The organism is Leptolyngbya sp. AN02str, from assembly GCF_050565595.1.
Lineage (GTDB): Bacteria > Cyanobacteriota > Cyanobacteriia > Elainellales > Elainellaceae > Kaiparowitsia.
The window spans coordinates 22691-43305 of sequence record NZ_JBNXVR010000016.1; the positions used below are offsets into that span (position 1 = coordinate 22691).

A 20615-nucleotide genomic window follows, 5' to 3' on the forward strand; every position below is an offset into this window, starting at 1 on the left:
TTCCATGCCTGGAGTTAAATTAGCGCCGAATCGCGAGAGTCAACCCATCGGAGACCGGGATCATACTCAACGTAATGCGCTCATCATGATGCAGCCGTTGATTGAATTCACGAATCGCCTGAGTGCTGTCACTGCGATCACTCGCATCCGCAACCTGCCCCGACCACAACACGTTATCCACCACAATCAACCCACCCGGACGAACTAACTGAAGCGATCGCTCATAGTAATTCCAGTAATTCGTCTTATCCGCATCGATAAACGCAAAATCAAAACGACCCGCTTGACCCTCAGCAATGAGCCGATCCAGCGTTTCCAGCGCGGGGGCAATGCGCAAATCAATTTTGTGAGCAACCCCAGCCATTTGCCAATAGCGACGGGCGATCGCCGTATACTCTTCGCTGATATCACACGCCACAATTTGCCCATCATCCGGCAACGCCAGCGCCACCGACAAAGCGCTGTAGCCCGTAAACACCCCAACCTCAAGCGTCTTTTTAGCCTGAATGAGCTGCACCAAAAACGCTAGAAACTGGCCTTCATCCGGCGTTACCTGCATCATGCTCATCGCATGCTGTGCCGTCTCCTGGCGCAGTTCCCGCAGCACATCCGCATCGCGCAGCGATACCGACAGCAGATAATTGTGCAAACCTTCGCTCAGCCCTAAACTTTTGCTACTCATAGTCCAACTGGTTGAGGTGAATTGGCAATTGCCGTGGTCGTTGAAAGAGATGGCACAATCATAGGTGATGAACACAACACCAAGAGCCATGTGGCGAGCGATCTTAATTGGAATGTTGGCCGTGCTGTTAACGGCCTGTAGCGCCCTGCCTAACCCAAATGTGGTTGAAAAGGCGATCGCACTACAACTGAGCCAAACTCAGGCAGAGCTTGAGGCAGAGCTGGCAGAGCCTAACATGGTTCCGCCAAATTTTTCTGTAAGCCACGTTAAAATTTCGGAACGTCAACCCCTCACCATTTCCGACCTGAAATCCTATCGAGTGCGCGGCACCTACGACGTTGCGATCGCTTACCCCGACCATCGCGTTGTTCAGCGCAAAAATCCATTTGAGGTGTATGTGCAGCAGCAACTCGAAAGCAAAGTGTGGCGACTCGCCCAACTCAAGCGGACAGAAACCGGAGACGAACGCTGGGTGACAAGTTTGCTCCAGTAACACTCAGTCGGCTCTTCTATCAGTCAGTTCAACAATCAGCTAGTTCGACCATCAGCTAGTTCGACCATCAGCTAGTGCGCCATTAGCCGATTCATCGCTCCTGCTCCAACGGCTTGTACATAGGACTGACGCACTTCAGACAAAAAAACAGGGGGTTGAATGATTTTGGGAGTGCTAAACGCTCCCAAAATCATTCAACTGCGTAAGTCCTATGGCAGCAAGAATGTTACGCAGCACGGTTGCACAACACCTCTCGCTGGAGCCGACTATGCAGACTCACCCAACCGTTGCACCCACGCCACAGCCCTCTCCACATCCGATACCTGCACTCCATCTGGCAAAGACGGTCGCTGAACCATCACCATCGGCAAATTCAACTCGCGTGCGGCCACCAGCTTTGACACAGTAGCCGCGCCACCGCTATTTTTGGTCAGCACGGTATCAATGCGATGCTCAACCATGAGCTGGCGATCGCCCTCCACGGTATAGGGCGGACGGTCATAAACCGCTGTGCCCAAAGGCATTGGACGATCGGCCAGAGGTGATTCAAGCAACCGCATCAAACACCAACACGAGGTCAGGTCTGCAAATCGAGATAGCTCCTTTCGGCCAATGGTCAAAAATACGCGCCGCCCCAAACAGGACACTGCCTCCACCGCCGCTTGAATTGTTGGAACTTCAATCCAGCGATCGCCCGCTTCTGGCTTCCACGCAGGCCGCACCACCATCAGTCGGGGAATCTTGCACCGCTCTGCCGCCGCTGCCGCCGCGTGCGAGATCTGAGCCGCAAATGGATGAGTCGCATCAATGAGGAGAGCGATCGCCTCCGCCTTGAGGTAATCCACCAATCCATCCACCCCGCCAAATCCTCCGCGAATCAGTGTTCCTGGCAATGGCTTCGGCTGCGACGTTACTCCTGCCAGCGACGTAATCACATCAACATGGCTCAAAGCCTCCAACCGCTGCGCCAGTTCAGCCGCTTCCGCCGTTCCCCCTAAAATCAAAACCCGTGTTCGTTGTTCCATCCATCCCTATTCCCGACTCCCGACTCCCCCTTACTGCCCCTCTTCCACCACCACTACTGGAATTGGACTGGTCTCCAGGACAGCTTGCGAAACCGACCCCATAAGCACTCTATCCAAAGTATGCGATCGCCCATCTTGTGAGCGATCGCCCCGTTTGCCCATCACAATTTCGGCCACGTTGTGATGCAGGGCCGTCGTCACGATCGCTTCGGGCATAGAACCATTGACAACCAAAAACTGGTGGCGAATATCCGCCAGAAGCCGTTGAGCCGTGGCTTGTAGATCGAGGGTGCGATCGCGATCTTCAGCACGTTCCACATGCAGCACAATCACGCTGGCATCGCTACGGCGAGCGAGTTCGGCAGTTTTGGTCAGTACCGCAACTGCGAGCGGTGAGGTATCCACAGCCGCCAGCAACACCAACGTTTTGGATACAGAAACTTTGGTTGGGTCAACATCGCCCCGGGTCAACAGTTTGGGGGCAAAGGTGGGAATAGCCCAGGCACCCAAAGGCGCAGTAACCAAAATGGAGAGAGCGGCGATCGCCAGCATCGTGTCTCCACCCGCAATTCCCTGAGCCAGGGGAATCGCCCCAATCGCCGCTTGCACCGTCGCCTTGGCTGAGTTTCCCGGCAGCAAAAACAGCCGCTCCTTCCAGTTCCAATTACTGCCCAGCGTAGAGAGATACCAGCCAATGCCCCGCCCAACCAGGGTACCCAGCACCAGCAACAGTAAACCCGGCAGCAGCACCCCCTCTAGCACATTGAGCTGAATGCTCGCCCCCAGCAGCACAAACAAAAACAGCTGCGCCACCACCCACAAACTGTCGAATCCGCTGCGCAATCGCCGCGCCAGGGGGCCATCCAGTTCAATCACGAAAAAACCAGTTGCCATGACCGCTAAATAACCCGAGTAAATGGGCACCACCTCGGCCACCACGACCAACAGTAGGGCAATGCTGGCAGCCACGATCGCATCTTGTACCGCATTTTGAGTCCAGTTTTGGTTGGCCAGTAGGCGCACCACCAGCCGTGCCACTAGCCATCCCAACAGCAACCCCAACGCAATTTGCGACACCACTTGCAGAGGAAGTAGCTGCACAGGGCTGAGCGTGACACCTCCGGGCAGACTCAGCCCTGAGGTACTCTGGGTCAAAAAAGCCAACAGCAGGCTAAACACCAGCAGCAACAGCACATCCGACAAAGCGCTGCCCGTCAAAATTGCATCGGGAATTCCCTTCTCAACGCCCCAGCCCAAACTTTTGAGCCGCAGCATTCCCGGCACAATCACAGCAGGAGACTCGGCTCCAATAATGCAGCCCAACATGAGCCCGGTTGCAAGATCAAACTGAAACAGCACCATGGATAGCAATGCAGTGGCGATCGCTTCTCCAATGGCGGGCAAAAATCCGAGGCGGAGGGCAACCGTCCCCTGTTGTGCCAGTTTGTCGCGATCGAGCCCCAGCCCAGCCTTCATGAGAATGACCATCACGGCGATCGTACGCAGTCCGCTGGCAGCTTCTAGCATCTCTGGCCCCAGACGATTGGCAACCTGTGGCCCTAACAGGATTCCAGCCGCAATCATGCCAACGAGTTCTGGCAGCTTCACGCGCCGAGCGAGTTGCCCCGCAAAAAAGCCAACCAACAAAACCCAGAGCACACTTTCCAACATTCGTTTGCGTTTCCTGATTCTGTATTCTTCTTTCAGAGAGATGACAATCCCTTCTAACCTACCTAAGGTGAGACTGCACCATTTAGTTCACCTGGGGTTTATGAGAAGCCTGTTGATGCGCAGTCCTATTGCGATCGCAGTGTTTTGGATTGGAATTTACCTGTGCCTAACACTGTTTCCGCTGTTTGTGTTGTTGCTCTATCCACCCGCCCCCAACATAGAGCGCGGGTTTTGGATTGAGTTTTCGGTAGCTTTGGGCTTTATTGGCCTAGCCATGATGGCGCTCCAGTTTGCGCTCACGGCCCGCATCAACCGCATCGAATCTTCCTATGGAATTGACATTATTCTGCAATTTCATCGCTACATTTCCATCGTTGCGTTTTGCTTTATCCTGATTCATCCCATTATTTTGTTTATTCGCCAACCCGAAACGTTGGCTTTGCTGAATGTGCTGGAAGCGCCATGGCGAGCCCGATTTGCTGTAACGGCTACCTCGGCCCTGATTGTGCTAGTCGTCACATCCATTTGGCGAACTCAGCTCCACATTCCTTATGAACCCTGGCGCTTGTTGCATGGCACGATGGCGGTGTTGGCTCTGTCGTTTGGCATTGCGCATGCGGTTGGGGTGAACTACTACTTATCGCTGTTTTGGAAGACAGTTCTTTGGGCGGCGATCGCGCTTACGGCTCTCTGGCTGCTGGTCTATGTGCGGCTCATTAAGCCCGCCCTGATGACTAAGAAGCCTTACTTGGTTGAGGATGTAACTCCCCAACGGGGGAACACGTGGACCCTGGCTCTGCGCCCCCACGGGCACCAGGGTTTTACATTTGACCCAGGGCAGTTTTCCTGGATTACGCTGGATATTTCGCCGTTTCGCATGCGTGAGCATCCATTTTCCATGTCGTCGAATGGTGATAATTCCGAGCGACTGGAATTTACGATCAAAGCCTTGGGTGACTTTACCGAGCAAATCAAGGATATACAACCAGGGACCAAAGCCTACTTGGATGGCCCCTATGGAGTGTTTACGAGCGATCGCTACGAAGATGCAGCGGGCTTTGTGTTCATTGCTGGGGGCATAGGCATCACTCCATTCATGAGCATTCTCAAAACCCATGGCGAACGCCACGACGACGAACGCCCCTACCTGCTGATTTATGCCAGCAGTAGTTGGGATGATGTAACGTTTCGAGAAGAGTTGGAGGCGATGCAGCAGCGCATGGATTTGACGGTTGTGCATGTGCTGCGCCATCCTCCCGATGGCTGGGAGGGCGAAACGGGCTATGTCGATCGCGATCTGTTAGAGCGCTACATTCCCAAGCGGCGAGGCACCCGGCAGTACTTTATTTGTGCTGCACCACGCATGATGGATGCTGTCGAACGAGCGCTGCATGAGCTAGATGTGCCTGCTACCAATATTCATATGGAACATTTCAACTTGGTTTAGGCGAACGCTTGGGATGGTTGTGCGATCGCCATTCCCTTGATCATCCATCCCCATCGGCTATCGTTGTCCACCAGCTTGATAGAGCTTTCCCAATTCCATCCAAGACTGAATTAGCCAATCCGATTGATTTACTTTATTAAATGAGGTGTAGAACCTATGCGGTATAGCATCATGTTGCAATTAGCGTCCCTCATCACGCTAATGCTGATTGCAGCATCAGCCATGTTTGCATGGCTACAAAGCCGACCCAGTCCAGTCGAGCTTGAGCGGACAAAACGAGAACGAATCGGTCGTGAGCTGGCAGATTTAGGATTACGCCACGAAAGGCAAACGAGTGTTTTTGTTCGTACCCTACCTCAGTAACGCCAGTTTCGGTTAAAGGCTTTTCTGAGGGTTACGCGTCGCGCAACCCTCAGAAGCGCCCATTTTTGCGTGCGCAACGCGCACGCAAAATTGGGCGCTTCCGCTTATCCATAACTCCCGTTCAATCACAAATCACGGGCAGGTTGTGTTTCACACGTGGGGATGTTGATTGTAGAGGCTCGACTCCACCTCTTCTCTACAACCCGCATGCATAGACCTAGAACACCCCCCATTGCCGATCGAATTGCCAAGTACCTCAATATCATCTCGATACCATTAAAAAAAATCAGATTCTAAAGCCCTGTGTTGCCCACATAGCGGGCGGCACAGGGCTTAGAATTTTAGGTTTAATAATGACTGGTTACTTAGAGTTCATCGCTCTTTAAGCTCGATGTTGACTGGATGGGTAAGGCTTGAACAGGGGGTTAAACTTCTTCCGGGGGCGGCTCTTCTTTGGCTTTCATTTCGTTGAGCTGAAGGAGGCTAATGACAACCCCAGCGATGGGAATTGATAAAAAGACCCCAACCAAACCGGCAACTCGTGCCCCCACCAGTAGGGCAAAAAACATCACCACCGGGTTCATATTAATGGAACCTTGCATAATACGCGGCATGAGCAGGTTTTCTTCAATTTGCTGAAGCCCAATACAAATGCCAATGACCTTGAGGCTTGTCCAAAAACCTTGGGGCAGCAAAATAATGGCAACAAGCGAAATCCCTAATGTTGCACCAATACCCGGAATGAGATCGAACACACCTGCAATTACAGCTAATAACAAAGCATAGGGAACTTGAAGAATAACAAACACGAGGAACGAAGATACTCCAAAAAAAATAGAGAGTAACAACCTCCCCCAAAAGAATCCGAGAAAATTTTGCTGAATTGCCGAGGTGACGCGATCGCGCTGGTCTTCATCCACCAGCTTTAACAAAAACCGCCACAGTCGATTTCCATCCAGTAACATAAAAAACGCAATTACTGAGATAAAAATTAAATTCAGCAAATTACCCAACACGTTTTGCAGCGTTGCTAGGCCAACCGCAATGCCTGTGACCAACTGATCTCGAATTTGCTCTTCTATCGTGGTGAGGTCAACCGAGATATTCCACCGTTGAAACGATCGCTGCAAATTATTCAATAAATCAAACCCAAACTCCAACAGCCTAGGAGACTGCTCAGCAAGCTGTTGGGCTTGAGCCAATAGTGCAAATCCTAGCGTGGCAACAAGCCCCGTAACGGCCAGCAGTGCAATCAAAAAAATGACAATCACCGCCACCCCTCGAGGCATGTATCGGCTCAGCCAACGGACTGGGTAATTGAGCAAAAACGCAAGAATGGCAGAGAAGGTAAAAATGACAATAACCGAATCGAAATACACGAGCACCTGCACGATCGCCCAGCCCAAAGCGAACAGCAGCAGATAGTAGACGAGTTTTGAATTATCGAGTTGATCCCAAAAATGTTTTAGTCGTGGCTCTTTCATAAAGGTGAGGCTTCTTGATCGGGGTGCACCGTAGGAAATCCTAATTATGCAATGACGTAATTTTTTATCGTTTGTTGATATTGCCTCATTTATCTCCCCATAGGTAGGGATATGAAATTGTAATGCCTGATATCTTTTTGGGGAGATTATATTGCGTCATTGACGAGGTACATGCGGATGTTGTCGATTCCAACAGATTCCAACAACGTACTGGAATGGGTTGGGTTCTGTATATCCCGCTTGTGGTTTATCTCAGTAGTTGGCACAAGCAGTGAGGGCAGTCATCGTGAAACGGCTTGATGGAAAAACAGCACTCGTGACCGGAGCAACCTCGGGCATTGGTCAGGCGATCGCCATTCGGCTCGCTCAAGAAGGCTGCAATGTTGCCATTAACTACCGTAAAGATCCAGAACGGGGCGACGAAACTAGTGAACTGGTGATGCAAAAAGCTTGTGAAGATGTCAACGCTTGCGGGGTTCGTGCGCTGCCGGTACAGGGAGATATTTCCCAAGAGTTTGACATTGTCGATATGGTGAATGAAGTGGTGAGCACGTTTGGCCACTTGGATATTTTGATTAATAATGCGGGCATTCAATCTGAAAAGCCTTCGCATGAGCTGACGGCAGAAGATTTGGATCAGGTGCTAAATGTGAACCTGCGCGGCTCATTTTTGTGTGCTCGTGAGGTGATTCAACATTGGGTGGCCCATCAACGCCCCGGAGTAATTATCAACGTGTCGAGTGTGCATGAGCTGATTCCTCGACCTAGGTATGTCAGCTATTCCATGAGTAAGTTTGGCATGCAGGGAATGACCAAAACGCTGGCGCTGGAGTATGCCAGCCGGGGGATTCGAGTGAATGCGATCGCCCCTGGTGCCACCATTACCCCCATTAACGACGCCTGGACGGAAGATCCCGAAAAGCAGGCCGAAGTTGAAAGCCACATTCCCATGGGTCGTGCGGGCACCTCCGATGAAATGGCCGCAGCGGTTGTGTTTTTGGCTTCGGACGAAGCAGCCTATATTACCGGGCAAACCCTGTTTATTGATGGGGGGCTGTCGCTCTATGCCGATTTTCAGGAGCCTTGGTCGGCTTAGAGCAAGGGTGTTTTTGCGTTGGTTTGTTAGCCGTGCGTGTTTGACTTGCACTTGTTTCATCCGTTACACCTTCCATCCGTCACCCTCATAGGATTTCTCATGCGTCAACAGCAAAAGCGATTTCAATTGGGTTCTGTGGTGCGATCGCTGTTGGGGTTGGTGGCGCTTGGGGTGGCTGTGTCTGGTTTGAGCGTTTTAGGGGTGATGTACATGCGAGGTGCGTTTCGCACTTCGGCAGAGTACGAGCTGGAGAATGCGCCTGCTGCGGAAGATCCTCGTTTTGCACTGGCGATGGTGAGTTTGGGCAATGCGATCGCCTCGGAAGGAGCCATGACCGGCTTTTGGGTGGGTGCCGAGGATATTTATGCCGCCCGGTTGGCCGCCATTCGTGAGGCGCAATTTTCCATCCGGTTCGAGACTTACTACATGCAGCCAGGACAACGAGCCGATGACTTTGCTGCTGCATTGATAGAGCGATCGCAAGCTGGAGTCAAGGTGCAAGTTATTGCCGATGACCACGGTAGCGACGATATTCCCGATGAGTATTGGCAAACCCTTGAAAATGAAGGCATTGAGGTGCGTCTCTTTCGCCAGTTTGATTGGAGATCACCCACCGATTACAACTCACGCACCCATCGCAAGCTGCTAATTATTGATGGGCAAACCGTGCTGACTGGCGGTGCTGGAGTCTCGGATGAGTGGGATGGCGATCCTGAAATTGACGATCGCGCTCCCTGGCTAGAGTTTGAAGTGCGGTATGAGGGTGCGATCGCCCAATTACTAGAGGGGCTGTTTTTGCAAAACTGGGTGCAAGAGGGCGGCTCCATTGACCTGGCAGAAGCGTTGCAGCCCAGAGGCTCAACCCAATCTGCGCCACAGCCTGATTCCCCTGATTCCACCAATCTCGTCCCAGAGCCAGACCCAACCGCAGCTGGCGTGCAGGTCGAAGCCAGCAATACAAACCCAACCGGGATCGAAACCACCGGAGCAACCGCAGCTGTGGAACCGCTCTACATTACCGACGATTCCGCTTCGTTGGGGGAATCATCGGTACGAATGCTCACCCAACTCAACGCCCTGGCCGCCACCGAGCGCTTATGGCTTAGCAGTCCATACTTCATTCCCGATGCCAATACGCGCCGTGCCCTCATGGATGCGCAGAATCGGGGAGTGGATGTTCGCATTCTCACTATGAGCGAGAAAACGGATAAGGAACTGGTGCATTACACCTCGCGCGAAATGTATGGAGACTTGCTGCGGGCAGGGGTGCAAATTTGCGAATACCAACCCAGCATGATGCACGCCAAAATGACCCTGGTCGATCGCAATTGGGCCAGCACTGGCAGTGCCAATTTTGATCCGCGCAGCTATTTCCACAACGACGAGCTGAATATTTCAGCCTCCCATCCCGAATTGGTACAAAATTTGGAGCAATTCTTCTCAACCGCACTGCAAAGCAGCCAATGCCTTACTTACGAGCAATGGCAACAGCGGCCCATTTGGGAGCAGGCACAAGGCCGATTTGGCCTGTTGTTCAAAAACTTGCTATAAGACCCCGTTGATTTTTGAATTTTGATTTTGGATTGGGCCATGGGCGGCAAAATTTGCGCTTCCGAAATCCGAAATCCAAAATTGCAAACTGGAGACTAATAACCATGAACGCAGAAGAAAAGCGGTTGGCTGAAGATCGAGAACGCAAAGCCTATTGGCGACGCTGGGGGCCATACCTGAGTGAGCGACAGTGGGGCACAGTCCGCGAAGACTACAGTGCCGATGGCTCTGCTTGGGAATACTTTCCGCATGACCATGCGCGATCGCGCGCCTATCGTTGGGGGGAGGACGGCATTGCGGGCATTTCCGACAACCACCAGCGCTTATGTTTTGCGATCGCCCTATGGAACGAGCAAGACCCAATCTTGAAGGAGCGGATGTTTGGGTTGGCAGGGTCACAGGGCAATCACGGCGAGGATGTGAAGGAGTACTACTTTTACCTGGATAATACGCCCAGCCACGCCTATATGAAGTACCTGTACAAGTACCCGCAGGCAGCATTTCCTTACGCTCAGCTGCTTGAGGAAAACCAGCGGCTTGGCTTTCACCATCCCGAATTTGAGCTGTTGGATACGGGCATTTTTGACCGGGATGAATACTTTGATGTGCTGGTGGAGTACGCCAAACAAACCGACGAAGACATATTGGTAAAAATTAGCGTGACCAATCGGGCGGCTGCGCCAAAACCCCTGCACCTGTTGCCCACGCTGTGGTTTCGCAACACCTGGTCTTGGTACGAAGGAACCGATATTCCTCAGCTTCGGGCGGTGGATGGAGCCGATGTTCCGGTGGTACATGCCATGCATCCCACGTTGGGCGATCGCTGGCTCTATTGCGACACCCCCCATCTCCATCCCGAAACGCCACTGCTGTTTACCGAAAATGAAACCAACCGTGAGCGCCTGTTTGGTACCACCAACTCTACCTGTTATGTCAAAGATGGCTTTCACGATTATGTGGTGCAGGGCAAAACCGAGGCTGTCAACCCCGATGGCTACGGAACCAAAATGGCAGCCTACTATTCCCTGATGCTGGAGGCGGGGGAAACTCGGGTGATTCGACTGCGCCTAACGGAAACGCCACCCGAGCAGTGCCAACCCTTTGGCGATCGCTTTGATGCGGTATTTCAGCAGCGGCAACAGGAAGCTGGCGAGTTTTATCAACGCTTTGCCCCAGCCAACCCCGAGCAGCAACAGGTGCAGCGCCAGGCATTTGCAGGCTTGCTGTGGACGAAGCAGTTCTACCACTACGTGATAGAGGATTGGCTCACGGGTGACCCGGCCCAGCCCGCGCCGCAGCGCGACTATTGCCGCAATGCCGAATGGCGGCACCTGTTCAACGACGACATTATTTCCATGCCCGACAAGTGGGAGTTTCCCTGGTATGCGGTATGGGATCTGGCGTTTCACGTCATTCCCCTAGCGATGATTGACCCCGACTTTGCCAAGCGGCAAATGGATCGGTTCACGCGGGAATGGTACATGCATCCCAATGGGCAAATTCCGGCCTACGAATGGCAGTTTAGCGATGTGAATCCACCCGTGCATGCCTGGGGGACGCTGCGGGTGTACCAGATCGAAAAGTCGCTGTATGGCAAAGCGGATACGGCCTTTTTGGAGCGGGTGTTTCAAAAGTTGTTGATGAATTTTACCTGGTGGGTCAACCGCAAGGACAAGGACGGCAACAATGTGTTTCAGGGTGGCTTTTTGGGGCTAGATAATATTGGGATTTTTGACCGTAGCTCGGAATTGCCGACGGGGGGATATTTAGAACAGTCGGACGGGACGAGCTGGATGGGGATGTATAGCCTGAATATGATGGCGATCGCCCTGGAGTTAGCCAAGTTCAACCCGGTGTACGAGGATGTTGCCAGCAAATTTTTTGAGCACTTTCTCTACATTGCGGATGCGATGAACTACGTGGGCGATGTGTGCCTGTGGGATGGAGCCGACGAGTTCTTTTACGATGTGCTGCACGCGCCTGATGATACGCGGCATCACCTCAAGGTGCGATCGATGGTGGGGTTGATTCCCCTATTTGCGGTAGAAATGATCGAGCCCGAAACGCTGGAGCAGTTTCCGCACTTTCAGCAGCGACTGGACTGGTTTATTGAAAACCGCCCGCTCCTGCAACAAAATATTGCCTCCCTCAAGGAAACTGAAGAAAACCGCAATCGGCTGTTGGCGATCGCCTCTCCAACCAAACTGCGCGCCATTTTGCGACGATTGCTTGATGAACATGAGTTCTTTAGTCCCTACGGCATTCGCTCATTGTCCAAGCACCATGCCGAGCATCCCTACACGTTTCGCACCAATGGTGAGGAGCATCGCGTGGCCTACGAGCCCGCAGAATCCACCAGCGGTATGTTTGGCGGCAACTCCAACTGGCGCGGCCCCATCTGGTTTCCCATGAACTTCCTCATCATTGAGGCGTTGCAGCGGTTTCATCGGTATTTGGGTGACGACTTTCGGGTGGAGTGCCCTACTGGGTCGGGCAATTGGGCCACCCTCCAGGAGGTATCCATGGAGATTGCGCGACGGTTGGTTCACATTTTTGAGCATGATGAGGACAGTGGCGATCGCCCCATTCACGGTCGCTATCCCCGCTTCCAAACCGATCCGCACTGGCGCGATTTGCTGCTGTTTTACGAATATATCAACGGCGATAATGGCACGGGACTGGGAGCCAACCATCAAACCGGGTGGACCGGCTTGGTGGCAACGCTCGTGTACGAATGCGCCACAGGCGAAGACATGCGACCAGCCCCATAATCGGGTCATGTTTGGTGGATGGGTGGCATCCACCAAACATGCGTAGATCTAGGGCTGCACAATGACGGGTGAACCTAGCGCCACCTGCTTGTACAGTTCTTCCACATCGTCGTTGTGCATGCGAATGCAGCCATGGGAAACAGCCTGCCCGATCAGGTCGGTATCGTAGGTGCCGTGAAAGCCCACCACCCCTTGCCCATCCGACCAAAAGGCGATCCAGCGGGTGCCCAATGGATTGCCCGGGCCGGGTGGAATGTCTTGTTTGGTAATAGGGTGCTGCCAATGGGGATTGACCTGCATATCGGTGACGGCAAAGCGGCCTGTGGGCGTTTCCCAGCCATCTTGCCCGATCGCCACGGGGTAGTTGCGAATGCGCTCAGCCCCTTTGTACAAGGACACTTGGCGATCGCTCAAATCCACAACAATTTGCGCAACGGAGTCGGGCAGTGTGTGAAGGGTAGTGTGGAGTCCCGGAACCGCAGCCACAAATCCGTTGGGGTCGGGTTCTGGACGAAGGGTGGAGTGGGTATCTTTTGCGGATGGAGGAGAGAAGGGCGATCGCACCTGAGACAACAGCTGGTGCATCCAGCCGCCCGCCAGGGGAGAGGTCGCCTTGGAGTCATCCAGTGCCTCGGCTGTGGATGAGGTGGAGGAGCGCGCCGGAGTTACCGAAACGTTCAACGTAGCCGAGTCAGTCGGGGGTGCGGCTCCACCTCCGGCTGACTCGGCCCGGTTTAGGTTTTGCGCCCATAGCAACAGGCCCGCCGTGGCAAAGCACAGCACCATAAAGCTACGCGTGATAGAACCTCTATCCGTCATGACTTGGGTGAATGAGAACCGTTGCCTTGTAGAAAGCCATCACATCAGAAAGCCATTACCGCTTTCTACACTCTTCTGTCACCTCTAGCTTAATCCCGAACTCTACCGAAATTTTGACGGTTTTGAGCCAAATAGCGCGATCGCACCCAAAATCTAACCAGAGATGGGTCGGCGCAATAGGAACGGATAACGGTCTCTAATTCACATCTTCCACAATGGCCTGGAGCCCGCTCTGGCTGAGCTGATCGGCAGCAGCTTGGGCATTGTCGCGGTTGCCAAAGGCTCCCGTTTGCATGACCACCTCGCTCCCCGAAAATGTGGCAAAGGCACCCGGTACGAGCGATCGCACCAAGCTTTGCTCGGCATCGCTGCGGGTTCGCACAATGACGCGGTAGCGCAACCCAACTTCGCGGGCGCGGCTAGCCACCGGGCCACCGCTGTTAAACGACAGAGAATTGGCCACTACTCTAGGAACGCCAATGGTCGGTGTGTCGCCCACATAGCCAGTCGGAATGTTGGCGCTGGGTACGGGCAACAGATCAGGATTGAAGGTCGGGGCTGCCGAGAGCTGAGGCAACCCAGAGGGCGGTGGCGGCACGGAAGGTTGCGGCGGCTGAGATGGCTGCGATCGCACAGGCTGGGGCGTTGCTGCGACCGACCAACCCGGACTTTCGGGCGGTGGGACTGGAATTTCGATGGCGGTGCCAGTGGTAGATTGCCGGACGGGGGTTGCTGCTGAAGAGATAGAAGCTGTTGTTTCGTAGGTTGAGATGGGCGATCGCCGACGAGAGGAAAAGGTACGCTGGGGTGCTGCCGGACGGCTGGGTGCCACTTCGACAGGCTGGGCGGTTCGCGAACCAAAGGTGCGGGCAGGAGCGGCAGGTCGCGCCGGAACAGCCGACATTACCGGAACGGCAGACGGGACAGGAACCGCCCCTGCAATCGTCGCGGGAACGGCCACGGTTGGCTCTGCATTCGCTGTTGGCCCTGCATTCACTCTGGGCTGTGTGGCGATCGCCGCTTGCCCCTGAACTTCGCCTCGAATCACCACACTCCGCCCGTTGGTGGTTGGGTCTTCAATCAGCACAACTCCATTGGGTAATCGCAGCGGAAACTGTTCTCCGGTTTCGGCGCTGTAGGTGCCTGTGCCAAGCACAATTGCAGTATTGGGTCGAGCCATTTGTAACGCGCGGGTAATGGTGCGAAAGGGCGATCGCTGGCTGCCATCGCCACTTAAATCATTGCCCATTACCGGACTGACAAATAATAGCTGGTTGGCGGCAGCAACTTGGGTTTGTGCCATCAATGTTGGCCCCAAAACGGGTTCTGAAACGGATGAACCCGACATCGGTTGCCCCGTGCGATCGCCCGCCTCAGATGCTATGGCAATAGAGCCATAGGCCACACTTCCCACACTCACCAATCCGGTACAAATTACCTGAGCTATCACTCGCGTTTGGCCCTGATTTAAACATAGAAACCGAGCCAAACGTGCTCCAACTTGCTGCGTTGAATATCGACCCAAACCATACTTCAACATGCCAAAAAACCTCTCTAAAGAAGCCAAATTAAACCAGTTTTGACCTCAAAAATACGAGTTCAATGATTGTCTTTGGTGGCTATTCCATTTGGCCAATCATCATAGCGAACCGTGCAGAAAATGCTTCACTTTTTTCTCAGACTGCTTCAACCTCAAGGTTCCTAAACGCTCCTAGCTTCCTCATGCTGGGCAGGCGTCGCCTCAAGCGGCTATGGCGGTGGGTCATCTAGATGCGATCGCCACATCCATCAAACACTTCGATATCATGGATACAGCGAACATCACAGCCACCGATCCACAGGGTGCTGTGATGTTTTGGTGTTTGGCAACCTGCGCTCATTCCAATTGCAATCTACAGTTTCCACCATGCATCAGCAGATCCAGTCCAGCTCGGCTCCATCTCCCACAACAACCACCGCAATTTATCGCATTCTCGATGCCAACTTGGATCGCGCCCGCGAAGGATTGCGCATTGTGGAAGAATGGTGCCGATTTGGTGCCGATGATGTGGCATTGACCGCCGAGTGCAAGGCCATGCGGCAAGAGCTGGCCCAGTGGCATAGTGCCGAGCTGCGGGCCGCGCGCAATACCCCCGGTGATGTCGGCACAGGCATGACCCATCCTGATGAAGAACAGCGCACAAGCGTAGACGATGTGCTGCTGGTGAACCTGTGCCGAGTGCAAGAAGCACTGCGCGTGCTGGAGGAGTACGGCAAGTTGTACTGGCTAGAGATGGCCACGGCCTGCAAGCAGTTGCGCTATCGCGTGTACACGCTAGAAAGCAAGCTACTCAAGCCCAATCACTCGGCTTTGGAACGGCTGAAGCGATCGCCCCTCTATCTCGTCACATCTCCCAGCGATCGCCTGTTTGAAACGGTGGAAGCAGCCCTGCAAGGTGGGCTCACGTTGGTGCAATATCGTGACAAAAACCGCAATGACGACGAACGCTTTCCCCTTGCCGAAAAGTTAAAACAGCTTTGCCATCAATACAAGGCACTGTTTATTGTGAATGACCGGGTGGATTTGGCGATCGCCGTGGATGCGGATGGGGTTCACCTCGGTCAGCAGGACATGCCCATCGCGGTGGCTCGTCGCCTCATCGGAACCCACAAGCTGATTGGCCGCTCAACCCACTGCCCCGACGACCTACACCGGGCGATCGCCGAAGGAGCCGATTACATTGGCGTTGGCCCCGTCTATGAAACCCCAACCAAAGCCGGACGCGCCGCCGCCGGACTCGACTACGTACGCTACGCCGCCCAACATGCCACCCTGCCCTGGTATGCGATCGGCGGCATCCACCCCGATAATCTATCCGATGTCCTCGCAGCCGGAGCCACCCACGTTGCCGTCGTCCGCGCCATCATGGCCGCCCCCGACCCCCTCCTCACCACCCAACACCTTCTCTCCCGCTTTTAATACTTTTCCTCCCTACTCCCCACTCTCTACTCCCTATTTCCAAATCTCATCCATGCAAACCATCAATCTGCACATCAACGGTGAACCTCGCCAATGCCAAGCCAACTTGGTGCTGCCAACGCTGTTAGAAACGCTGGGCATGAATCCTCGTTTGGTTGCGGTGGAATATAACGGTGATATCTTGCATCGTCAGTACTGGGATGAGACCTATGTGAAAGAGGGCGATCGCCTCGAAATTGTCACCATTGTGGGAGGCGGCTAAGCTCGTTTGCCATTCTTACCTAAGCCCGGTGATGTTTTAGACCCGTCACGACCCCAAACCCCTACTCATGAGTACGGGTATCCCACCTTAAATCTGCCTGTAGCAATTCGCCTCAACGGCGGGAAAGCGGTAGATTAGTAAGTGAGGCTTTGCGATGTAACGTTTGGTTAAGGCGTAGGGCAACGCTGCACACCGTCGAGTGTTCGGCAGATTCATTTCTCCAGTTTGCCGCTAAAACCTGAACAGAGGAATTATCGTAAAGCTGTTGTGATGGCTGGCACATCCCTCATGGCATGGGTCAGCAGACATCAGCGGTTGTTGCTTTGGATGGGCAAAAAGTCTATGCCTAGAAAATTTGTGAATTTAATCAAGCCCCTGTTCAAAACGTTGGTCATTTTCTCTTTGGTTGCCACGCTGGTGTTGGGCAATGCCAGCAACGCCATGGCAGCCGTACGCGGTGGCGGACGGATTGGCGGTGGTAGCTTTAGAGCCCCTGCGCCGACCCGTGTTGCGCCTCGGCCTTCGTCTCCGGGTGGCTATGGCGGCGGGTATGGCTATGGCTATCCCGGTGGTGGCTTTGGGTTCCCCTTCATCATGCCGATCTTTGGCATTGGCGGCGGATTTGGTGGCCTATTCACCATTCTGCTGTTCTTGTCGCTGGCAAGCTTCCTGGTACGTAGCTTCCGCAATGCAACCGCCGAGTCGAGTGATGAGCTAGGGTACACCAGCAATCCCAAGGTATCGGTCGCCAAGGTGCAGGTTGGGCTGTTGGCGGATGCTCGTGAGCTGCAAGCCGACCTCAACAACCTTGCCGAAAAGGCCAATACCAGCACGGCAGCTGGCTTGAGCCAAGTGCTGCAAGAGTCAACTTTGGCACTGATGCGCCATCCCGAATATTGGGCCTATGGTGGTTCCACAAGCAGTAAGATCGCGCTCAACTCTGCCGAAGCTCAGTTCAACCGATTGGCTCTGGCTGAGCGCAGCAAGTTCAGCGGCGAAACGCTGTCGAATGTGAATAGCCAGGTGAAGCGGGCGGCGATCGCCGTTTCCGACGGTGGGGAGCAAGCATTGGCCGAAACCCAGCCTGGAGAGTACATTGTGGCGACGTTGCTGGTGGCAACTCAGGGCGATTTGCAATTGCCTGCCATCAACAGCGAAGCAGATATGCGCCGTGCGCTAACTCAGTTGGGCTCTGTGTCGAGCGATCGCCTGTTGGCCTTGGAAGTGCTGTGGACTCCTCAAGCCGAAGGCGAAACCATGTCCTCCGAAGAAGTGTTGGCCAATTACCCCGAACTACGCCTCATCTAACTTCATCCCCTTGCTTAGCAGCTAGCTAAAGCATTGTGAAACAAACAGCCTCTCCACTTGGAGAGGCTATTTGTTTTTGGGCGAATTGGTAAAAAACGTCATATTGCGGTTGCCAACAGCAATGAAACATAGCCGTATTGGCAGGTGACAAAAAGGCTATTCAGAAATTCCTATTCAAATTGGCTATTCAGATAGATATCCGATGGATTTGGAGAAGTCTCTTCACTATCCTGATCTTGCACGACCCCCCACGGTAACTGTGGATATTGCGTTTTAATCGCACTCAACTCATCTAAAGCTTGTAGAAAAAATCGTTTGATTGCAGCTATGTGATCGTCTTCAGATAAGAAATCTCGCAAACTGCTTTCTCGAAATACTTTTGGCCAACCGCCCGAGTTATTCAAATCATCACAAGCCCAGCCATATTGTTCAGAAATCTTATTCATGGCAGCGACAATATCGCTTTTCCAATCAGAGATAGAGTCAACTTCAAGCATAAGCCGGACGGTTGGATAATCTGTGAGGTTTGGTGTTTGCAAGAAGAAACCCATGTGACACCAAAAGCCGCCCAAGAGGGACGCAGATATCACATATCTTCCATGGTCATTAAATTGTCCGTCTATGATTGGTTTTTGTTTCTTGCGTCTAGTAATACTCAAAACTTGATCAAATTTTTGACTCACTTCTTCTCCCAGTGCCTCATCCAAAAGCTTAATTGAGTTTCTAAGATTTGCTAATGCAATGATGTCGATAGAGGAGAATTGGTTATTGCGTGCCATACGGTTTTCATCCATAAATGCAATAATTTCTGGAACTAGCGCTGTCTTGCTCCAGGGTTTGAGAAATTGATAAAACTGATGCCATCGCGCCTGCTTGAACTGAACAGGAGATTCGGGAATATTTTTGAAAATGTCTGATTTGTTTTTTGGTTCAAAATCACGAGTGATGTAAATGAGAACACTTTGATGGAAGCCTGCAAAGCTATCTAGAATTTCTGCATATCTAGAAAGCTGTTCATGGCCTTCGTGAGAACCAATCTTGCTCTCAACAAAAATCATGCTTTGACCGCTTTTGCCGATGAGTTTGATTAATATGTCGGGGCGGCTCTCTGAATCATGATTGTCAAGCCGTTTAAATTCCTGCTGTGTGAACACATGGGCATCAAAGCAAGCGGTTGCATCAATTAATTTGAGCGCTTGAAGCCAAGCATACAAAATCTCTTTGTTCTGGCTGAAAAGATAAGCAACGAGTTCAGTAAAAAAGTCTTCCAGTGGAATTCTGCCAGTGTTTAAGCTGAGAAGCCGACTGAAAAGCGATGTGGTGCTCACTTATTTTTGCCCTTTGGTTTGGGGTTTGAGTTTACCTTTGCGATCGCGATACCAGCGAGCTAAGGTTTCGGGAGAAACGCCCAGATAGTAGCCCAGCACAATCCCTTGGTTGAGGAGCGTTGTGCGCAATGTACCCAGGGTTTGCCAGCGTCGGGCTGAGGTGGTGACGGCAGCAGGGGCGATCGCCACGCTTCCCCACTGTTTTAACCGCTGCACCAGGTCAAAGTCTTCCATGAGCGGTATGGGCACAAAGCCACCCATTTTTTCAAACGTTTGCTTGCTCAGAAAAATGGCCTGGTCACCATAGGGAAGTTGCAACAAGCGCGATCGCCAATACACCCCCCATTCCACTATTCGCAATCCCCAACCTGCACCCGCAATGTTGAGATCAAATGCTCCAGCGATCGCCCCAGGTTGGGCCAACGTTTGCCGAATGTGCTGAGCAGCGTTGGCGGGTAAACGGGTATCGGCATGCAAAAACAGCAGCGTATCCCCAGTCGCGATCGCCGCTCCAGCATTCATTTGGTGGGCGCGTCCTGGTGGAGAGGTCATCACCTGCACCCCCAAAGACTGGGCGATCGCCACCGTGTCATCACCACTGCCGCCATCCACCACAATCACTTCCATCTCTGGCACAGAGCGGAAGTAGGCTAAGCAATTTGCGAGCGTTGCCGACTCATTCAGCACTGGAATGATGACGGAAACGATGCGCTGCCGAACCTGCTCCCAAGTGGGTAGATCGGCAGGGTAGTCTACATCCGTAAGCGGAACCAGCGTAGAGGCTGTCAGGTTCAACGATTGAGCGATCGCCATCGTTTGCGCAAAGACTCGCTCAGTCCCCCAATCGATGGAGCGAAACAGTTCGGGAATGGCTTTAGTCAGCCCAATCAGGTAGTAGCCGCCATCGGTGGCTGGCCCAAGCACCAAGTCATGATGATGCAGCGCATTGAACGCTTGCGCTAAACAAGGGGCATCCAGCGTTGGGCAGTCGGCCCCAATCACCACAACCCGTTCTGCACCCTTGGCCAAGGCCGATTGAATCGCAACCAATATGCGCTCGCCCAAATCCCCATCTGGCTGAGGCTTGAGCTGCCACCCATTCCCCAACCAAGCCTGCATTTGCGCAACGGAACCACCAGCAAACCACAGAGACACCTGGAGCGATCGCTCCTGCTGCAAGGCTTGTACCTGCCGCAAGACATGGGCTGTCATGGCTCGTTGCACGTTGGCAGCGGCCTCTGCGCCCAATGCCGGAATGAGCCGGGTTTTGGTGCGACCCGGCTCAGGATATCGGGTAAACAGGATGAGATGCTCGATGGGCATTGGGGATTGAGGTTTGTTGGGTTTCCCCCAAAT

At 53.2% G+C, this 20615-nt stretch carries 17 protein-coding genes; 9 read left to right on the top strand and 8 right to left on the bottom strand.

The window, feature by feature from the left end; genetic code table 11:
- Window positions 1–19 precede the first annotated feature (19 nt).
- Window positions 20–682 (bottom strand): class I SAM-dependent methyltransferase, encoded by a 663-nt coding sequence (locus ACQ4M4_RS13910; RefSeq protein WP_430685096.1) that lies wholly within the window; start codon window positions 680–682, stop codon window positions 20–22.
- An 88-nt stretch (window positions 683–770) separates the two neighbouring features.
- Here ACQ4M4_RS13910 and ACQ4M4_RS13915 point away from each other — a divergent pair, with 88 nt between their 5' ends.
- A complete protein-coding gene (locus tag ACQ4M4_RS13915) occupies window positions 771–1175 on the top strand; it encodes a hypothetical protein (protein ID WP_430685097.1) in 405 nt (134 codons plus the stop codon).
- 266 nt (window positions 1176–1441) lie between these two features.
- On the opposite strand, the gene ACQ4M4_RS13920 is transcribed toward ACQ4M4_RS13915, so the two are convergent.
- Together ACQ4M4_RS13920 and ACQ4M4_RS13925 are read right to left on the bottom strand one after the other, a co-directional pair.
- Complete coding sequence (locus tag ACQ4M4_RS13920) at window positions 1442–2200, bottom strand: cobalt-precorrin-6A reductase (protein WP_430685098.1); 759 nt, start codon at window positions 2198–2200, stop codon at window positions 1442–1444.
- A 30-nt stretch (window positions 2201–2230) separates the two neighbouring features.
- Complete coding sequence (locus ACQ4M4_RS13925) at window positions 2231–3871, bottom strand: cation:proton antiporter (protein ID WP_430685099.1); 1641 nt, start codon at window positions 3869–3871, stop codon at window positions 2231–2233.
- 115 nt (window positions 3872–3986) lie between these two features.
- On the opposite strand from ACQ4M4_RS13925, the gene ACQ4M4_RS13930 reads away from it, so the two are divergent.
- Together ACQ4M4_RS13930 and ACQ4M4_RS13935 are read left to right on the top strand one after the other, a co-directional pair.
- Window positions 3987–5318 (top strand): ferredoxin reductase family protein, encoded by a 1332-nt coding sequence (locus tag ACQ4M4_RS13930; RefSeq protein ID WP_430685100.1) that lies wholly within the window; start codon window positions 3987–3989, stop codon window positions 5316–5318.
- Between the two features lie 171 nt (window positions 5319–5489).
- Window positions 5490–5681: a hypothetical protein gene (locus ACQ4M4_RS13935; RefSeq protein WP_430685101.1), complete on the top strand. Its 192-nt coding sequence runs from the start codon at window positions 5490–5492 to the stop codon at window positions 5679–5681.
- 425 nt (window positions 5682–6106) lie between these two features.
- Here the strand turns inward: ACQ4M4_RS13935 and ACQ4M4_RS13940 are convergent, their stop codons facing one another.
- Window positions 6107–7165: an AI-2E family transporter gene (locus ACQ4M4_RS13940; RefSeq protein ID WP_430685102.1), complete on the bottom strand. Its 1059-nt coding sequence runs from the start codon at window positions 7163–7165 to the stop codon at window positions 6107–6109.
- 286 nt (window positions 7166–7451) lie between these two features.
- Here ACQ4M4_RS13940 and ACQ4M4_RS13945 point away from each other — a divergent pair, with 286 nt between their 5' ends.
- The 3 genes from ACQ4M4_RS13945 to ACQ4M4_RS13955 all read left to right on the top strand — a co-directional run bounded on the left by ACQ4M4_RS13945 (window position 7452) and on the right by ACQ4M4_RS13955 (window position 12583).
- A complete protein-coding gene (locus tag ACQ4M4_RS13945; protein ID WP_430685104.1) occupies window positions 7452–8261 on the top strand; it encodes a glucose 1-dehydrogenase in 810 nt (269 codons plus the stop codon).
- A gap of 99 nt (window positions 8262–8360) precedes the next feature.
- Window positions 8361–9812, top strand: coding sequence for a phospholipase D-like domain-containing protein (locus ACQ4M4_RS13950; RefSeq protein WP_430685105.1), 1452 nt, complete (start codon window positions 8361–8363; stop codon window positions 9810–9812).
- A gap of 104 nt (window positions 9813–9916) precedes the next feature.
- A complete protein-coding gene (locus ACQ4M4_RS13955; RefSeq protein WP_430685106.1) occupies window positions 9917–12583 on the top strand; it encodes an MGH1-like glycoside hydrolase domain-containing protein in 2667 nt (888 codons plus the stop codon).
- Between the two features lie 48 nt (window positions 12584–12631).
- Here ACQ4M4_RS13955 and ACQ4M4_RS13960 read toward each other — a convergent pair whose 3' ends face one another.
- Both ACQ4M4_RS13960 and ACQ4M4_RS13965 read right to left on the bottom strand, forming a co-directional pair.
- On the bottom strand, window positions 12632–13402 hold the full coding sequence (locus ACQ4M4_RS13960) for a L,D-transpeptidase (RefSeq protein ID WP_430685107.1): 771 nt from the start codon (window positions 13400–13402) through the stop codon (window positions 12632–12634).
- Between the two features lie 196 nt (window positions 13403–13598).
- Window positions 13599–14942 (bottom strand): DUF1565 domain-containing protein, encoded by a 1344-nt coding sequence (locus ACQ4M4_RS13965; RefSeq protein WP_430685108.1) that lies wholly within the window; start codon window positions 14940–14942, stop codon window positions 13599–13601.
- Window positions 14943–15308: 366 nt separating this feature from the next.
- Between ACQ4M4_RS13965 and ACQ4M4_RS13970 the strand changes: the two genes are divergently transcribed.
- The 3 genes from ACQ4M4_RS13970 (at window position 15309) to ACQ4M4_RS13980 (ending at window position 17931) form a co-directional block, all read left to right on the top strand.
- Window positions 15309–16361 (top strand): thiamine phosphate synthase, encoded by a 1053-nt coding sequence (locus ACQ4M4_RS13970; RefSeq protein ID WP_430685109.1) that lies wholly within the window; start codon window positions 15309–15311, stop codon window positions 16359–16361.
- A gap of 52 nt (window positions 16362–16413) precedes the next feature.
- Window positions 16414–16623 carry a sulfur carrier protein ThiS gene (gene thiS, locus ACQ4M4_RS13975; RefSeq protein WP_430685110.1) on the top strand — a complete coding sequence of 70 codons (210 nt, stop codon included), beginning with the start codon at window positions 16414–16416 and terminating at the stop codon, window positions 16621–16623.
- 342 nt (window positions 16624–16965) lie between these two features.
- Window positions 16966–17931 carry a DUF1517 domain-containing protein gene (locus ACQ4M4_RS13980; protein ID WP_430685111.1) on the top strand — a complete coding sequence of 322 codons (966 nt, stop codon included), beginning with the start codon at window positions 16966–16968 and terminating at the stop codon, window positions 17929–17931.
- 170 nt (window positions 17932–18101) lie between these two features.
- Here ACQ4M4_RS13980 and ACQ4M4_RS13985 read toward each other — a convergent pair whose 3' ends face one another.
- A complete protein-coding gene (locus tag ACQ4M4_RS13985; protein ID WP_430685112.1) occupies window positions 18102–19259 on the bottom strand; it encodes a PD-(D/E)XK nuclease family protein in 1158 nt (385 codons plus the stop codon).
- Window positions 19260–20582, bottom strand: a complete 1323-nt coding sequence (locus tag ACQ4M4_RS13990; RefSeq protein WP_430685113.1) for a TIGR04283 family arsenosugar biosynthesis glycosyltransferase — start codon at window positions 20580–20582, stop codon at window positions 19260–19262. It abuts the gene before it with no gap.
- Window positions 20583–20615: the final 33 nt, after the last annotated feature.

Excerpts from the sequence above, each read along its gene's own strand:
- ACQ4M4_RS13960 (WP_430685107.1), bottom strand. The coding sequence starts at position 13,402 with ATGACGGATAGAGGTTCTATCACGCGTAGCTTTATGGTGCTGTGCTTT.
- ACQ4M4_RS13940 (WP_430685102.1), bottom strand. The coding sequence starts at position 7,165 with ATGAAAGAGCCACGACTAAAACATTTTTGGGATCAACTCGATAATTCA.
- ACQ4M4_RS13920 (WP_430685098.1), bottom strand. The coding sequence starts at position 2,200 with ATGGAACAACGAACACGGGTTTTGATTTTAGGGGGAACGGCGGAAGCG.
- ACQ4M4_RS13950 (WP_430685105.1), top strand. The coding sequence starts at position 8,361 with ATGCGTCAACAGCAAAAGCGATTTCAATTGGGTTCTGTGGTGCGATCG.
- ACQ4M4_RS13955 (WP_430685106.1), top strand. The coding sequence starts at position 9,917 with ATGAACGCAGAAGAAAAGCGGTTGGCTGAAGATCGAGAACGCAAAGCC.
- ACQ4M4_RS13970 (WP_430685109.1), top strand. The coding sequence starts at position 15,309 with ATGCATCAGCAGATCCAGTCCAGCTCGGCTCCATCTCCCACAACAACC.
- ACQ4M4_RS13935 (WP_430685101.1), top strand. The coding sequence starts at position 5,490 with ATGTTGCAATTAGCGTCCCTCATCACGCTAATGCTGATTGCAGCATCA.
- ACQ4M4_RS13980 (WP_430685111.1), top strand. The coding sequence starts at position 16,966 with ATGCCTAGAAAATTTGTGAATTTAATCAAGCCCCTGTTCAAAACGTTG.
- ACQ4M4_RS13965 (WP_430685108.1), bottom strand. The coding sequence starts at position 14,942 with ATGTTGAAGTATGGTTTGGGTCGATATTCAACGCAGCAAGTTGGAGCA.
- ACQ4M4_RS13915 (WP_430685097.1), top strand. The coding sequence starts at position 771 with ATGTGGCGAGCGATCTTAATTGGAATGTTGGCCGTGCTGTTAACGGCC.
- ACQ4M4_RS13910 (WP_430685096.1), bottom strand. The coding sequence starts at position 682 with ATGAGTAGCAAAAGTTTAGGGCTGAGCGAAGGTTTGCACAATTATCTG.
- thiS (WP_430685110.1), top strand. The coding sequence starts at position 16,414 with ATGCAAACCATCAATCTGCACATCAACGGTGAACCTCGCCAATGCCAA.
- ACQ4M4_RS13925 (WP_430685099.1), bottom strand. The coding sequence starts at position 3,871 with ATGTTGGAAAGTGTGCTCTGGGTTTTGTTGGTTGGCTTTTTTGCGGGG.
- ACQ4M4_RS13930 (WP_430685100.1), top strand. The coding sequence starts at position 3,987 with ATGCGCAGTCCTATTGCGATCGCAGTGTTTTGGATTGGAATTTACCTG.
- ACQ4M4_RS13990 (WP_430685113.1), bottom strand. The coding sequence starts at position 20,582 with ATGCCCATCGAGCATCTCATCCTGTTTACCCGATATCCTGAGCCGGGT.